The 14,247-nt window shown below is 72.5% G+C and carries 11 protein-coding genes and 1 pseudogene; 5 read left to right on the top strand and 7 right to left on the bottom strand.

The features are described from left to right. Positions 1-243 precede the first annotated feature (243 nt). Positions 244-1,677 carry a GNAT family N-acetyltransferase gene (locus tag ACWDA7_RS09405; RefSeq protein ID WP_450603549.1) on the top strand — a complete coding sequence of 478 codons (1,434 nt, stop codon included), beginning with the start codon at positions 244-246 and terminating at the stop codon, positions 1,675-1,677. Positions 1,678-1,894: 217 nt separating this feature from the next. Here the strand turns inward: ACWDA7_RS09405 and ACWDA7_RS09400 are convergent, their stop codons facing one another. Continuing rightward, entirely contained in the window at positions 1,895-3,112 is a 1,218-nt protein-coding gene (locus tag ACWDA7_RS09400) for a trans-sulfuration enzyme family protein (protein WP_450603547.1), read from the bottom strand. A gap of 60 nt (positions 3,113-3,172) precedes the next feature. On the opposite strand from ACWDA7_RS09400, the gene ACWDA7_RS09395 reads away from it, so the two are divergent. Together ACWDA7_RS09395 and ACWDA7_RS09390 are read left to right on the top strand one after the other, a co-directional pair. Beyond that, positions 3,173-3,676, top strand: coding sequence for an Lrp/AsnC family transcriptional regulator (locus ACWDA7_RS09395; RefSeq protein ID WP_450603546.1), 504 nt, complete (start codon positions 3,173-3,175; stop codon positions 3,674-3,676). 55 nt (positions 3,677-3,731) lie between these two features. Next, positions 3,732-5,426 carry a DUF885 domain-containing protein gene (locus ACWDA7_RS09390; protein ID WP_450603545.1) on the top strand — a complete coding sequence of 565 codons (1,695 nt, stop codon included), beginning with the start codon at positions 3,732-3,734 and terminating at the stop codon, positions 5,424-5,426. Between the two features lie 45 nt (positions 5,427-5,471). Here the strand turns inward: ACWDA7_RS09390 and ACWDA7_RS09385 are convergent, their stop codons facing one another. The 3 genes from ACWDA7_RS09385 to ACWDA7_RS09375 all read right to left on the bottom strand — a co-directional run bounded on the left by ACWDA7_RS09385 (position 5,472) and on the right by ACWDA7_RS09375 (position 7,428). Next, a complete protein-coding gene (locus ACWDA7_RS09385; protein WP_450603543.1) occupies positions 5,472-6,317 on the bottom strand; it encodes an SDR family oxidoreductase in 846 nt (281 codons plus the stop codon). A 62-nt stretch (positions 6,318-6,379) separates the two neighbouring features. Next, complete coding sequence (locus ACWDA7_RS09380; protein ID WP_450603541.1) at positions 6,380-6,895, bottom strand: immunity 21 family protein; 516 nt, start codon at positions 6,893-6,895, stop codon at positions 6,380-6,382. A 50-nt stretch (positions 6,896-6,945) separates the two neighbouring features. Beyond that, complete coding sequence (locus ACWDA7_RS09375) at positions 6,946-7,428, bottom strand: rhodanese-like domain-containing protein (RefSeq protein WP_450603540.1); 483 nt, start codon at positions 7,426-7,428, stop codon at positions 6,946-6,948. A gap of 123 nt (positions 7,429-7,551) precedes the next feature. Here ACWDA7_RS09375 and ACWDA7_RS09370 point away from each other — a divergent pair, with 123 nt between their 5' ends. Next, positions 7,552-7,998, top strand: coding sequence for an Lrp/AsnC family transcriptional regulator (locus ACWDA7_RS09370; RefSeq protein WP_359391211.1), 447 nt, complete (start codon positions 7,552-7,554; stop codon positions 7,996-7,998). Positions 7,999-8,004: 6 nt separating this feature from the next. On the opposite strand, the gene ACWDA7_RS09365 is transcribed toward ACWDA7_RS09370, so the two are convergent. The 3 genes from ACWDA7_RS09365 to ACWDA7_RS09355 form a co-directional block, all read right to left on the bottom strand. Further along, positions 8,005-10,998, bottom strand: coding sequence for an AAA family ATPase (locus ACWDA7_RS09365; RefSeq protein ID WP_450603539.1), 2,994 nt, complete (start codon positions 10,996-10,998; stop codon positions 8,005-8,007). Between the two features lie 31 nt (positions 10,999-11,029). Then, positions 11,030-12,193, bottom strand: coding sequence for an exonuclease SbcCD subunit D C-terminal domain-containing protein (locus tag ACWDA7_RS09360; RefSeq protein WP_450603538.1), 1,164 nt, complete (start codon positions 12,191-12,193; stop codon positions 11,030-11,032). A 94-nt stretch (positions 12,194-12,287) separates the two neighbouring features. After that, positions 12,288-12,914: a YigZ family protein gene (locus ACWDA7_RS09355; protein ID WP_450603537.1), complete on the bottom strand. Its 627-nt coding sequence runs from the start codon at positions 12,912-12,914 to the stop codon at positions 12,288-12,290. Positions 12,915-12,975: 61 nt separating this feature from the next. Here ACWDA7_RS09355 and ACWDA7_RS09350 point away from each other — a divergent pair. After that, positions 12,976-14,241 (top strand): annotated as a pseudogene (locus ACWDA7_RS09350) (amino acid transporter); the annotation flags it as partial. Positions 14,242-14,247: the final 6 nt, after the last annotated feature.

Below are 14,247 nucleotides of genomic sequence, written 5' to 3'. Positions count from 1 at the left end.
CGGCCCCGGCCACGGTGGTTCCCGGTTCCGCGACCGGCCTCCGGCTCGCGTACCCTCGGTCACCACGCCGCGCACCGGAGTCATCCCCCGGTGCGCGGCGTGGGCCTGCCCCGGCACGCCGCCCTGGAGGCATCCCGAGCGGATTCGTTTGTCAAAAGAACAACAAAAAGGACAGAAGCATACTTTACTCATCAGACACAAAGCGTTCGTGATCACGCAACACCCTTCCTTCACAGTGGTTGCATGACTCCGGATATGTCTGATGTGACACGAGCGAAGCACGGCCGGCCGGTGCACCACTGGCGACGGGACGTCATCGAACTGGCGGCCCTGTTCACGGCGGTCGCCGTGGCGGACGTGACCGCCAACCTCGTCGGGCACGGACCCGACGGCCCCGCCCTGCTGGCGCTGTCGGCGGCGGGACTGGTCGTCACGGCCGGGTTCCACACATGGTGGGCACGCCGCCACGGTCATGCCCCGCCCACACGTGATACCGGGGCCCGGACGCTCGCCGAAGGGCAGCGAACCGGGCTGTCCGGTACCGGTACCGACGGCGGCACGACCACGCTGTGGCGGATGCGGACGACGGTGCGGGACGAGCCGGGCGCGCTGGCCTCGCTGTGCACGGCGCTGGCCGGACTGCGGATCGACATCCTCAGTCTGCAGACGCACCCGCTGGCGCAGGGCACGGTCGACGAGTTCTTGCTGCGGGCCCCGGCGGAGCGGGAGGCGACCGAGATCACCCGTGCCGTCTCCTCGGCCGGGGGCACCGAGAGCTGGATCGAGCGGGCCGACGCGCACGACCTGGTGGACGCCCCCACCCGGATCCTGGGCCTGGCCACGCGCACGGCGCTGGACGCGGCCGAGCTCCCGCTGGCACTGAGGCAGTTGCTCGGCCGCTGCACCATCCGCTCGCTGCCCGTCGTCTCCCCCGGCTCGGGGCGGGCGGAGCACGACGCTCCGGTCGAGGGCGCCCTCGAGGACACGGTGATGCGGCTACGGGCACCGGAAGGCGGAGTGATCACTGTGGAGCGGCCGTATCTGCCCTTCACCCCGACGGAGTTCGCCCGGGCACGGGCCCTGGTCGAGCTCGACGCACGGCTCGGCCCGCGCATCCCGCGCAGCCGGGACGTGCTGACGCTGCCGGAGGGCGACGCCATCACCGTGCGGCGGGCCGACACCTCCGACCTGCAGGCGGCGAAGGAGATGCACGCCCGCTGCTCGGGGCGCACCCTCGGCATGCGCTACCACGGGCCGGTCGGCGACGCGGACCGCTACCTCAGGCACCTGCTCAGCCCGCGGTTCGGCCGCACCCTCGCGGTGCAGACGGCCTCGGGCCGTGTCGTCGGGCTCGGACACCTTCTGTGGGACGGGGACGAGACGGAGGTCGCGCTGCTCGTCGAGGACGAGTGGCAGCGGCGCGGTATCGGCACCGAACTCCTCGGGCGTCTGGTGGGGATGGCGGTCGAGGCGGGCTGCGAGAACGTCTACGCGGTCACCCAGGCGTCCAACGCGGGCATGGTCGCCGCGATGCGCGGCCTCGGCCTGCCCCTCGACTACCAGATCGAGGAGGGAACCCTCGTCATCACAGCCCGGCTCGACGCGACTCCGGTGGTCTCGCATCTGCCGTACGGCCTGACACATGAGCCCCACGGCATGCGGGACGTACGGGACTGACAGCCCGCCCGTGGAACACACGACAGGGACGGCCCGGCGCACTCCGCCGGGCCGTCCGGCGTAACGGGACCGGGACAACCGACCCGCCACCTCCGCGGCCGAGCGACCGTCCCACCTCGGCCGGACCACCGCAGCCGAGGGACCGTCCGCCCCACCACGGCCGGACCACCGATCGCCCCACCGAAGCAGAGCAACCGGTGACCCCCAGCCGGCCGGGCTACCGTCCCGCTACCTCCTCCTGCCGCCAACGGTCCAGGGCGCGCTCCGCTCCCAGAGCCATGTCGAGATCGGTCCACAGGTCCTCGGCGTCCTCCAGGCCAACCGACAGCCTCAGCAGCCGGTCGCTCACCCCGGCGTCCCAGCGGTCCGTCTCGTCGACGATGCGGTGGCTGATGGACGCCGGGTGCTGGATCAGGGTGTCGACGCTGCCGAGGCTGACGGCGGGAGTGATCAGACGGACCCCGGCGATCACCGCGTGGGGATCGCCGTGCACTTCGAAGGCGATCATCGCGCCGCCGATCCGCGGGTAGTGGACGCGGGCCACCCGCGGGTCCGCGGCGAGCCGGCGGGCCAGTTCGGCGGCGGTGGAGGACGCGGCCTGCACCCGCACCGGCAGTGTGGACAGACCGCGCAGCAGCAGATAGCCGGCGAGCGGGTGGAGCACGGCGCCCGTCGCGAAGCGCACCTGGCGCAGCCGCCGCGCCAGTTCCTCGTCGCAGGCCACCACCCCGCCCATCACATCGCCGTGCCCGCCCAGGTACTTCGTGGCACTGTGCAGGACCAGGCGCGCCCCCTGCTCGGCGGGGCGCTGGAGCACGGGTGTCGCGAAGGTGTTGTCCACCAGGAGCGGTACGGACCCGCAGGCGTGGGCGACCGCGCGCAGGTCGACTTCCGCGAGCGTCGGGTTGGCCGGGGACTCGACCATGACCAGACCGGTGTCGGGGCGCAGTGCGTCCTCGATGCCGGCCGGATCCGTCCAGGTCACCTCCGAGCCGAGCAGCCCGGCGGTCAGCAGATGGTCGCTGCAGCCGTAGAGCGGGCGCACCGCGACGACATGGCGCAGACCCAGCGCGTTCCGAGCGAGCAGGACGGCGCTGAGCGCCGCCATGCCGCTCGCGAACGCGACCGCGCTCTCGGTGTTCTCGAGCCGGGCGAGCGCGGACTCGAACCGGGTCACGGTGGGGTTGCCGAGCCGCCCGTAGACGGGCGGGCCCGCGAGCTCCGCGCCGTCGGCGGCGAAGGCGTCGATACGGGCGGCCTCGCCGCGGCTGTCACGGGAGGGATAGGTCGTGGAGAGGTCGAGGGGCGGCGCGTGCAACCCCAGCTCGGCGAGGTCCTCACGTCCGGCGTGCACGGCCTCGGTGGCGAGTGCCCGGCGAGCGGGCGAGTCGCCGGTGGGACATCCGTCCTGAGCGTCATGAGTCCGGGAATCCATGGACGGCAGACTGAACAACGTCCGTGGCTATGGCCGAGAAACCCGTGCTACGTTCGGCGCATGGCCGATTCCGTCGTACTGGACCCGGTGGATCTCCACCTTCTGAGGTTGTTGCAGAACGACGCCCGGACGACTTACCGCGACCTCGCGGCACAAGTGGGGGTCGCGCCGTCGACCTGTCTGGACCGGGTGACGAGGCTGCGTCGCTCGGGCGTGATCCTCGGCCACCAATTGCGGCTCGACCCGGCGAAGCTGGGGCGCGGCCTGGAAGCTCTGTTGTCGGTGCAGGTCAGACCCCACCGGCGGGAGCTGGTGGGTCCCTTCGTGGAGCGGATCCGGGCGCTGCCCGAGTCCCGCACGGTCTTCCACCTCACCGGGCCTGACGACTACCTGGTGCATGTCGCGGTCGCGGACATGTCCGACCTCCAGCGGCTGGTTCTCGACGAGTTCACGGCGCGGCGCGAGGTGGCGCGGGTCGAGACCCGGCTGATCTTCCAGCAGTGGGACTGCGGCCCCCTGCTGCCTCCCGGCCATGCCGTGCCGAAACCTTCCGGCACGACGTAAGCCGAGCGCGGAAACCCCGTGACGCGGACCACGTCGCCGTATCAGGATTGTCCGCATGTCAGACACCACCAGCAGCCCCCTGCCCCGGGAGGTCGCCGACGCCTACGTCGACGCCCTCGTCGCCCTCGACCCCGTCACCGGCACCTATCTCGGGGTGAAGGAGAGTTCGAGCAGATTGCCCGACACCTCGCCCGCGGGCCAGGAGGCACTCGCCGAGCTGGCGCGGGAGACCCTCGCGCGACTCGACGAGGCCGAGCGCCGCCCCGGCGCCGACAGCGACATCGAGCGCCGCTGCGCGCGCCTGCTGCGCGAGCGGCTCATCGCCCAACTCGCCGTCCACGAGGCCGACGAGTCCCTCAGGACGGTGAGCAACCTGCACAGCCCGGTGCACTCCGTGCGTGACGTCTTCACGATCACTCCCACCGCGACGGACGAGGACTGGGCGGCGATCGCCGAGCGACTGCGCGCCGTCCCCGCCGCGCTGCGCGGCTACCGCGAGTGCCTCGCCCTCGGCCTGGAGCGCAAGCTGTACGGAGGACCGGGCCCGGCCGCGACGTTCATCGAACAGCTCACCGAGTGGTCGGACACGGACGGTAAGGGCCGGGGCTGGTTCGAGGACTTCGCGTCCCAGGGTCCGGAGGCGCTGCGCGCGGAGCTGGACGAGGCGGCGCGTACGGCGACCGCGGCCGTCGTGGAACTGCGGGACTGGATGCGGGACGTGTACGCGCCGGCGATCGAGGGCACGCCGGACACGGTCGGCCGCGAGCGCTACGCCCGCTGGGCGCGCTACTTCAACGGTACGGACCTGGACCTCGACGAGGCGTACGCGTACGGCTGGTCCGAGTACCACCGCATCCTCGGCGAGATGAAGAAGGAGGCGGAGAAGGTCCTGCCCGGAGCCGAGACCCCGTGGGTCGCGCTGGCGCACCTCGACGAGAACGGCACCCACATCGAGGGCGTCGACGAGGTCCGCGAGTGGCTCCAGGGCCTGATGGACGAGGCGATCGAGGCGCTGGACGGCACCCACTTCGAACTGGCCGAGCGGGTGCGCAGGGTGGAAGCCCGCATCGCCCCGCCCGGCGGCGCCGCGGCCCCGTACTACACGGCTCCCTCCCAGGACTTCTCGCGTCCGGGCAGGACCTGGCTGCCCACCATGGGCCAGACCAGCTTCCCGGTGTACGACCTGGTCTCGACCTGGTACCACGAAGGTGTCCCCGGCCACCATCTCCAGCTGGCCCAGTGGGTGCACGTGGCGGAGAACCTCTCCCGCTACCAGGCGACGGTGGGTCTCGTCAGTGCCAACGCGGAGGGGTGGGCCCTGTACGCGGAGCGCCTCATGGACGAGTTGGGCTTCCTCACCGACCCGGAGCGCCGGCTCGGCTACCTGGACGCCCAGATGATGCGCGCGGTCCGCGTCATCATCGACATCGGCATGCATCTCGAGCTGGAGATCCCGGCCGAGTCACCCTTCCACCCGGGAGAGCGCTGGACGCCGGAGCTGGCCCAGGAGTTCTTCGGCACGCACAGCAGCCGTCCGGCGGACTTCGTGGAGAGCGAGCTGATCCGCTACCTGTCGATGCCCGGCCAGGCGATCGGCTACAAGCTGGGCGAACGCGCCTGGCTTCTGGGCCGCGAGAACGCACGGCGGCGCCACGGCGATGGGTTCGACGCGAAGGCCTGGCACATGGCCGCGCTCTCGCAGGGCTCGCTGGGTCTGGACGACCTGGTGGAGGAACTGTCCGGGCTGTGACAACGGAAGACGGCGGGGCCCGGATCGTCGCTCCGGGCCCCGCCGTCAGTGCCGGAAGCCGCCCTCCGAGTCGATGACCTGTCCGGTGATCCAGGCCGCCTCGTCCGTGGCGAGCCAGGCGATGAGGCGTGCGGGGTCGTCCGGCATTCCCCAGCGCCCGGCCGGGAAGCGCTCGGCGACGGCCTGGTACGCCGCACCGGTCAGGTAGTTCGTGTCCACGGGACCGGGGTTGACCGTGTTGACGGTGATGGCGTGCTCCGCCAGCGCGGTCGAAAGCGAACGCGTGATCGAGGCGAGAGCGCCCTTCTGCAGGGCGTACGCGATCTCGCCCGGCATGCCGCCTGCGATGTCCTGCCCCGACGTCATCATCACCACCCGCCCCCCGGCACCGCCGCCGGGCAGTCCGGCGCGCAGCCGGGCGTACGCCTGGATCAGGAGCAGTACCGAGCGGGTGTCCACGGTCCAATGGGCGTCCAGCATGGCGGCGTCGAGGGTGTCGAGCGTGCCGTCGCTGCCGCTGAGGGCGTGGTTGGCGACGAGGATGTCGATCCGTCCGCCGAGCGCTTCGGCGGCCCTCGCGATCAGTTCGGCGGGGGCGGCCGGGTCGGACAGATCGGCCGGTCCGTGGGCCACGGGCGCCTCGGGGTCGCCAAGCGCGGCACGCACCTGGGCCATGACGTCCTCAGGACGGTCGGCGCCCCAGGGCATCTCCGCGTCGTGCGGTACGTGGTGGTGCAGATAGACACCGGCCCCGTACGCGGCGAGCCGACGGGCGACCGCGAGGCCGATGCCCGCGCGGCGGCTGGCCCCGGTGACGAGGGCGGTCCGGCCGCGCAGGGGCAGGGGGTCGCGGCGGAGGTCTTCGGCAGTGGAGTACGCGGCAGGCGGCATGACCGCATGATGCGCAAGGGAAGAGGGGGTGCGCACTCGATTTGCGGCGTCCCCGGCCTCCGTCAGTCGCCCGTCCTGCGCACCTGCACGAGCCCCATCCACACCTCCGGACCCGGTTCCACGTACGCCGCCCGCACCGCGTACCGCCCCGGGGCGAGCGTCACACGAAGGTGCTCGGTGTGCTCGGACTCCTCTCCGGGCCAGGCCGCGTCGAACAGCCGGACGTCACCCGGCACGTCCCACTGCACCTCGGGCTCCCACTCGGCCGTCCGCAGCGCCTCGGGCACCCGGTCGAGCAGCGCGGACTCGGAGTCCGCGGCGCACCACCGCACGAACGTGCCGTGCTCCGGCAGGAAGGCGGTGGAGGCGGGCTCGTCACCGAGGACCAGGGCGCGGGTGTCACCGACCGGCAGCAGACCGATGTAGCCCTCGACCTCACATGCCCGGTCGTAGTCGGAGGACGTCTCGTCGCCGTCGGCGCCGGCCCAGAACGGCAGCACCGCCTCCGGTACCAGGATGAGCGGTCCCCCGCCCGACTCCACCCACTCGACCGTTCCTTGATCCGCGTATCTGGCCATGCCCAGAAGCTACACGCACGAGGCGTACCGGAGGGACAGCTTCCGGCCGATCAGCAGCCGCAGTTCGCCGCTTCCGCGGGTGCCGTCAGCGGGTCGGCGGCGCGGCGTTCGGGGCCTTCACCGGTCTCGAACCCGAAGCCCTCCCGCACCCAGTACTCGAAACCGCCGAGCATCTCCTTGACCTGGAAACCGAGTTCGGCCAGGGCGAGTGCCGCACGGGTCGCTCCGTTGCAGCCGGGGCCCCAGCAGTATGTGACGACCGGCACGGACTTGTCGAGGAGCTGCTCGGCCCCCTCCGGGACGAGCGCGGTCGGCAGATGGACGGCGCCGGGGATGTGGCCCTGGTCCCAGGCCGCGGTGGAGCGTGAGTCGAGGAGGACGAAGCCCGGGTCGGTGCCGGCCGACAGTGCGGCCGCGACATCGGACACATCGGCGTGAAAAACGAGGCTCGCCCGGAAGTGGGCGGCGGCCGCGGCCGGGGCGGCCGGGGGCACACGCAGGACGGGGTTGACGGACATCGTGTCCATGGTCATCGTCGGGCCTTTCCCTGGATGTTCTCGACGTCCCGAAATCTACGGTCGCCGATCGCCTCTCTGAAGGTGCGATCGACGGCAGTCCTCTTGAGCCGCCGGTGATTCCCCTGCTATCACTCGGGAATGACCGCGTATTCCCCGGACGCCACCGACTGGCGCATCCTCGACGTCCTCCAACGCGAAGGCCGCGCCAGCTATGCCGAGCTGGCGCGTGCCGTCTCCATGTCCCCGAGCGCAGTCACCGAACGGGTCAGGCGGCTGGAGGAGGCAGGTGTCATCCAGGGGTACGCGGCGGTCGTCGACCCGGAGCGCCTGGGTCTGCCCATCCTGGCGTTCGTCCGGCTGAGGTATCCGAACGGCAACTACAAGCCGTTCCACGACCTCGTGGCCGCGACCCCCGAGATCCTGGAGGCGCACCACGTCACCGGCGACGACTGCTTCGTCATCAAGGTGACGGCGCGTTCGATGCGGCATCTGGAGGAGGTGTCGGGCAGGATCGGTGCGCTCGGCTCGGTGACGACGAGCGTGGTGTACTCCTCGCCCCTCCCCCGCCGCCCCCTCGGCCGCTGAGCCGCGTCAGCCGGCTCCCCGCTGCCGCAGCACCGATCCCGTCCTGCCCTTCACGACCTCCAGGCGGGCGTGGATGCGCCGCCGAAGGTCCGCGACATGGCTGACGATGCCCACGCTGCGGTCCCGTTCACGCAGCGAGTCCAGGACGTCGAGGACCTCGTCCAAGGTCTGGTCGTCGAGACTGCCGAACCCCTCGTCGATGAAGAGCGTGTCGAGGCGGATACCGCCGGCCTCGTCGGTGACGACGTCCGCGAGGCCGAGGGCAAGCGCCAGGGAGGCGAAGAACGTCTCTCCGCCGGAGAGGGTCGCCGTGTCGCGCTCGCGCCCGGTCCACGCGTCGACGACATGCAGTCCGAGGCCGCTCCGGCCGCGACCGGAGCGGTCGTCGGAGTGGACCAGGGTGTAGCGGCCCGAGGACATGCGCCGCAGTCGTACGGTCGCTGCGGCGGCCACCTGTTCGAGGCGGGCGGCGAGCACATACGACTCCAGGCGCATCTTGCGCTCGTTGTCGGCTGAGGTGCCGGCCGCCAGGGACGCCAGCCGGGCCACCCGGTCGTACTGCCGGCGCAGAGGCGCGAGACGCCGGACGGACGCGGTGGCCCGGACCGACAACCGGTCGAGTTCCGCGCACCGGCGGGCCGCCGCGTCCTGCGCGGAGGCGGCGTCCTGGAGCCGACGGGCCGCGGCCTCGGCGGCACGTTCGGCACCGTGCAGGTCGGCGGGCGGCTGCTGTGCGGCGGCCGCCGTCTCGAGCTCGGCGAGTACTGCCCGCACGGCCGCCTCCTCCTGCTGCCAGACGTCGAGCCGCCGTTGCAGTTCGCGGTGGGCCGCGTCGTCGAGGAGGGCGTCGGCCGCGGCCTGCGGGGTCTCGAACCCGGCGCGGAAAGCGGCGTCGGCGAGCCGTCCCTCGGCGTCCTTGAGCCGGTGGGCGCTGTCCTCGGCGGCGCGCGCGGCGTCGGCGGCCTCGGTGAGCAGTGCGGCGGTGCGTTCCAGTTGCGCCGAGCGCGCCACGACGCTTCCCGCGTCACCCCGGGCCCGGCTCAACTCCTCTTCCAGCGCGGTCCGTTCACGATCCAGTGCGTCGCGGCGGGAGAGTCGGGCCGCCCCGCGCAGGGCCGCCTGCTGCCGGTCCGCGATGCGCCGTTCCCGCTCCTGCTCCGCCCGTCTCAATTCCTCCTGTGCGGCGTGCAGCTGCGCCGCGCCGGCCCGCGCGGTGCGCAGGAGCCTCTCCAGGTCGTCGGCCTCCTCGGCCAGCCGGGCTGTCGGGGCGTCGCCCGCCTCGGCGGTCGCGGCGGCCAGCGCCTCCCGTACGACGCCGAGCCGCCGTTCGTCCTCGGCGCGCTCCTCGTCGGCCTGCCGGTGGGCGGCAAGGGCCCGCTCCTCCGCCTCCCGGCCGACGTGCCCGGCGACCTTCCGCGCGGGCGCGGGGTGTTCCACGGCGCCGCAGACGGCGCAGGGCTCGCCGTCCACGAGGCCGGCGGCGAGCTCCGCCGCTATGCCCTTCAGGCGCCGTTCCTTGAGGTCGAGCCAGTGCTCGTGCGCCTTCAGCGCGCGTTCGCGGGAGGACAGGGCGCGGGCCTGGGCCGCTTCGGTGTCCTGGGCCAGCTCGTCGCGCATCCGGGCGGCGTTCAGTCGCCTCTGCGCGGGCTCGCGCCGCACTGCGAGCTGCTCGGCCCGGGTGGCATCCTGCTGTGCGGCGTCGATCCGGCTTTGCAGGTCCGTCCGGATCTCCTCCCAGCCGTCCAGCCAGTCCTCGGCCTCCTGAAGTACGGCCTCGTCGGCGCGCTCCTCACGGTCCAGTTCCGTCCGCTCCGCGGCGAGCCGGGCCACCCGCTCTTCGGCGCGGCGGGCCGACTCCAGACCGCCGAGCTCCTCGGCGGCCCGGCGCGCGGCGGCGGCGAGTCCGGCCACGCCGGCCTCCGCGAACGTCGCCGGGAGCTGGGCACGCAGGCGCGCCTCCGCTGCGGCGGCGCCCCGGTGCTCGCTCTCCGCGCGCTCGCACAGGTCCAGCGCGGGAGCCACTGCCTCCGCCTTGCGGCTGCGCTCCATGCGGGTCTGCGCCGCGCGGTGGGCCTCGGCCCGCTCCTCGAGCAGCGCCGCACGCTCCCGGGCCTCGGCGAACCTACGCTGGAGTCGCGCCCGTTCGCGGACGTCGCCGAGGAGGCGCTCAGCCGCGGCCCGCGCGGACTCGGCGGCCGTACGCGCGCAGTGTGCGACGGTGAGCCGCTCGCGCGCCGTGCTCCGGGCGACGGCGGCCCAGCTCAGCAGGGCGTCGGCGAGCCCGGGGTCGCCGGGGGCGAGGTCCGGCAGGGGCAGTGCGTCACCAGCCGCCTGCTGCATCCGGTGCGCGTCGGCGAGCAGGGCGGTGTCCCCGTCCCGTACTTCGGCCTCCGCCGCCCGGCGCCGCTCGGCCAGGCGTTTTTCGACCTCGGCGAAGCGGTAGGTGTCGAACAGCCGGCCGAGCAATTTCGCCCTGGCCTCGGCGTCGGCCCGCAGGAACCGGGCGAAGTCGCCCTGGGGCAGCAGGACGACCTGGCAGAACTGCTCGCGGCTCATCCCCAGCAGCTGGGTGACTTCCTCGCCGATCTCCTGGTGGGAGCGGCTGAGGCTCTTCCAGGCGCCGGCCGCGGAGTCGTACTCACGCAGCCAGGTCTGGGCCTTGTCGGTCGTCGTGCCGGTGCCGCGCTTCTTGGGGCGCTCCCACGGCGGCTGCCGGGTGATCTCCAAGCGGCGTCCGGCGACGGTGAGTTCGAGCCGGACCTCGGTGCGCGTCTGCGCGGCGGCGTGGTCGCTGCGCAGGTTCAGGCCCTGGCCGCTCTGCCGGGCGCCGGGCACGGCACCGTACAGGGCGTAGCACACGGCGTCCAGGACGGAGGTCTTGCCGGCGCCCGTCGGTCCGTGCAGCAGGAACAGCCCGGCGGCGGACAGTTCGTCGAAGTCGACCTGTTGGGTGCCTCCGAAGGGGCCGAAGGCGGTGATGTCGAGCCGGTGCAGCCTCACAGGGCTCCCTCCGTGTCCCGTGAACGCATGGTCACCGGGCGGCCTCCAGGACCGCCTCGTCGGCGCGCACCGCGTCGAACGCGTCCCGCAGGACGGACCGTTCGTGCTCGTCGGGCCCCGCCCCGCGCACATGCAGCACGAAGTCCTCCGCGACCTCCTGGTCGGAGCGGTCGGCCAGCCGCCGGGCATAGGAGACGCCGGACTCCTCGGGGGCGCGCTCGGGTTCGAAGACGAGGCTGAGCGTGTGCGGGAAGCGCTCGGTCAGCCGGGCCATGGGTTCGGTGGGCCGCACCGGATCGGTGAGGGTGGCCTCCACCCATGCCTCTTCGTGGCCCGCCAGCCCGGGGTCCGCGAGCAGGTCCTCCAGCCGTCCCCGGATCCGTGCCAGGCGGCGCGGTACCGGGCAGGCCACGCGCTCCGCCGTGACCGAGCCGTCCGCGCCCAGGTCGATGAGCCACATGCTCTTGTGGTGGCCGGCCTCGGAGAAGGAGTACGCCAGCGGGGAACCGGAATAGCGGATCCGCTCGGTGATGGTCTGGCTGCCGTGGAGATGGCCGAGGGCCGCGTAGTCCACTCCGTGGAAGACGCCGGCGGGTACCGCGGCGACCCCGCCGACCGTGATGTCCCGCTCGCTGTCGCTGGGTTCGCCGCCGGTGACGAAGGCGTGGGCGAGGACGACGGAACGGGTGCCGCGTACGCGCCGGGCGAGATCGGCGCGGACCCGGTCCATGGCGGCGGCGAGCACCGCCTCGTGTGCCGCCTTCTCGACCACGAACTCGTCCTTCACCAGGGCCGGTTCGAGGTACGGCAGGCCGTAGAAGGCCACATCGCCGTCGGCGTCGGCGAGTACGACCGGTGTTCCGCAGGCCGCCGGGTCCGTCCGCAGATGGATGCCCGCGCGGCCGATGAGCCCCGCGCCGACGCCCAGACGGCGGCCCGAGTCGTGGTTGCCGGAGATCATGACCGTGGGCACGCCGAGCTCGGCGAGGCGGTGCAGGGCGTCGTCGAACAGCTCGACGGCGGCCAGCGGCGGCACCGCGCGGTCGTACACGTCCCCCGACACGACCACCGCGTCCACGCCGCGCTCACGCACGGTCGCGACGAGATGCCCGATGAACGCGGCCTGGGCGTCGAGCAGGTTCACCCGGTGGAACGCCCGGCCCAGATGCCAGTCGGAAGTGTGCAGCAGCCTCATGATCCCCGAGACTAACGGCCGGGTCTGACATCACGGGCGGTTACTCCCGTATCGGCCCGCATCAGGGCCGACCATGCGTCGGACGCCGGGCCCGTCACCCGTCCCCGTACGCCTCTCCGCCGAGTTCGAATCCGGCCGTACCCGCGGTGACGTCCGCCAGCCAGGCCCGGAAGGCCTCCACGTCCGAGTCCGGCAGCCCGATCTCGATCGTGACCGCCTCCCCGTAGCGCACGTCCCGGACGTCACGGCCGGTCGCCCGCAGGTCGTTCTCCACCTTGCCCGCGCGCTGGTGGTCGACCGTCACCGTGGCGAGCCGGAACCGGCGGCGGGTGACGGTGCCGAGCGCGTCGAGGGCTTCGCCCACGGCTCCCCCGTACGCCCTGATGAGCCCGCCCGCGCCGAGTTTCACCCCGCCGTAGTAGCGCGTCACGACGGCCACCACGTACCGCATGTCGCGGCGCAGCAGCATCTGGAGCATGGGGACGCCCGCGGTGCCGCCGGGTTCGCCGTCGTCACTGGCCTTCTGCACAGCGGCGTCGGCTCCGACGACGTACGCGAAGCAGTTGTGCGTGGCGTCGGCATGCTCCTTGCGGACACCCGCGATGAAGTCCTGGGCCTCCTGCTCGGAGGCGGCCGGGGCGAGGGCGCACAGGAAGCGGGAGCGGTTGACCTCTGTCTCGTGCACGCCCGCGCGGGCGACTGTGCGGTACTCCTCCTGCATCGGCCCAGCGTATGCGGCTGCCCACCCGCGCGCCGCACGAGGGCCCGGGCCGGGTCGAGGGACCTCCCCGCTCGCGATGGTCACAGTGGCGCTGCTCGTCTTCCCGAAACTGGCGCTCGGCATGTCCGGCTTCGAGACGTGCGTGGCGGTGATGTCGCAGGTCAAGGGCGATCCGACGGACACCTGCGCGGACCCCGCCGGCCGGGTCCGGGACACCCGGAAACTGCTCACCACAGCCGCCGTGATCATGAGCGTCTTCCTTCTGCTGTCCAGCCTGGCGACGACGATCCTGATCCCGCAGAACGCCTTCAAGAGCGGCGGACCGGCCAACGGACGGGCGCTCGCGTATCTCGCGCACCAGCACCTCGGCGAGGGCTTCGGCACGGTCTACGACATCGCGACGATCGCGATCCAATGGTTCACGGGCGCCTCCGGGATGGCCGGGCTGCTGAACCTGGTGCCGCGCTATCTGCCGCGCTACGGCATGGCTCCGGGGTGGACGCGCGCCGTACGGCCTCTCGTCCTGGTCTTCATCGCGGCCGCGGCGCTCATCACCCTCTGGTTCGACGCGAACGTCGACGACCAAAGCGGCGCGTACGCGACCGGAGTGCTCGTACTGATGCTCTCGGCCGCGTTCGCCTCGACGGTCGCCGTGCACCGGCGCGGTCACCGGACGGCCGCACTCGGCTTCGGCACGATCACCGCCGTCCTCGCGTACACCTTGGTGACCAACGTGATCGAGCGGCCCGACGGCATCAAGATCGCGCTGATCTTCATCGTCGCGATCCTGGTCACGTCCTTCGCCTCACGTGTACACCGGGCGTTCGAACTACGCGCGGCGGCCGTGGCGTTCGACGAGACGGCGGCCCGGTTCATCGACGAGGCCGCGGCGAGCGGGCCACTCAGGCTGATCGCCAACGAGCCGCAGGAGCACACCACCGGCGAGTACCGCGCGAAGGAGTACAGCCAGCGGGAAGAGACCCATATCCCCGGCGGGCGCCCGGTGCTGTTCCTGGAGGTCTTCGTCGCCGACTCCTCGGACTTCACCACCGACCTGGCCGTCCACGGCGACGAGAAGCACGGGGTGCGCAGGCTGCGCGTGGCCGGCGCGACGGTGCCCAACACCATCGCGGCCGTACTGATGGAGCTCCGCGAACGCACCGGCGAGGTGCCGCACGCCTACTTCAGCTGGACCGAGGGCAATCCGTTCAGCCACCTGCCGCGCTTCCTCGTGTTCGGGGACGGCGAAGTCGCCCCGGTCACGCGTGAGGTGCTGCGCCGCGCCGAGCCCGACCCGGAGCGCAGGCCCCGGATCCATGTCGGTTAGCCCCTG

This window comes from Streptomyces sp. NPDC001156, from assembly GCF_053598275.1.
This window is presented reverse-complemented; position numbering and strand designations above follow the sequence as displayed.

Coding starts and splice junctions, on each gene's coding strand:
- ACWDA7_RS09400 (WP_450603547.1), bottom strand. CDS start 3,112: ATGGATTCCCGGACTCATGACGCTCAGGACGGATGTCCCACCGGCGAC.
- ACWDA7_RS09360 (WP_450603538.1), bottom strand. CDS start 12,193: ATGAGGCTGCTGCACACTTCCGACTGGCATCTGGGCCGGGCGTTCCAC.
- ACWDA7_RS09390 (WP_450603545.1), top strand. CDS start 3,732: ATGTCAGACACCACCAGCAGCCCCCTGCCCCGGGAGGTCGCCGACGCC.
- ACWDA7_RS09405 (WP_450603549.1), top strand. CDS start 244: ATGACTCCGGATATGTCTGATGTGACACGAGCGAAGCACGGCCGGCCG.
- ACWDA7_RS09385 (WP_450603543.1), bottom strand. CDS start 6,317: ATGCCGCCTGCCGCGTACTCCACTGCCGAAGACCTCCGCCGCGACCCC.
- ACWDA7_RS09370 (WP_359391211.1), top strand. CDS start 7,552: ATGACCGCGTATTCCCCGGACGCCACCGACTGGCGCATCCTCGACGTC.
- ACWDA7_RS09380 (WP_450603541.1), bottom strand. CDS start 6,895: ATGGCCAGATACGCGGATCAAGGAACGGTCGAGTGGGTGGAGTCGGGC.
- ACWDA7_RS09375 (WP_450603540.1), bottom strand. CDS start 7,428: ATGACCATGGACACGATGTCCGTCAACCCCGTCCTGCGTGTGCCCCCG.
- ACWDA7_RS09355 (WP_450603537.1), bottom strand. CDS start 12,914: ATGCAGGAGGAGTACCGCACAGTCGCCCGCGCGGGCGTGCACGAGACA.
- ACWDA7_RS09395 (WP_450603546.1), top strand. CDS start 3,173: ATGGCCGATTCCGTCGTACTGGACCCGGTGGATCTCCACCTTCTGAGG.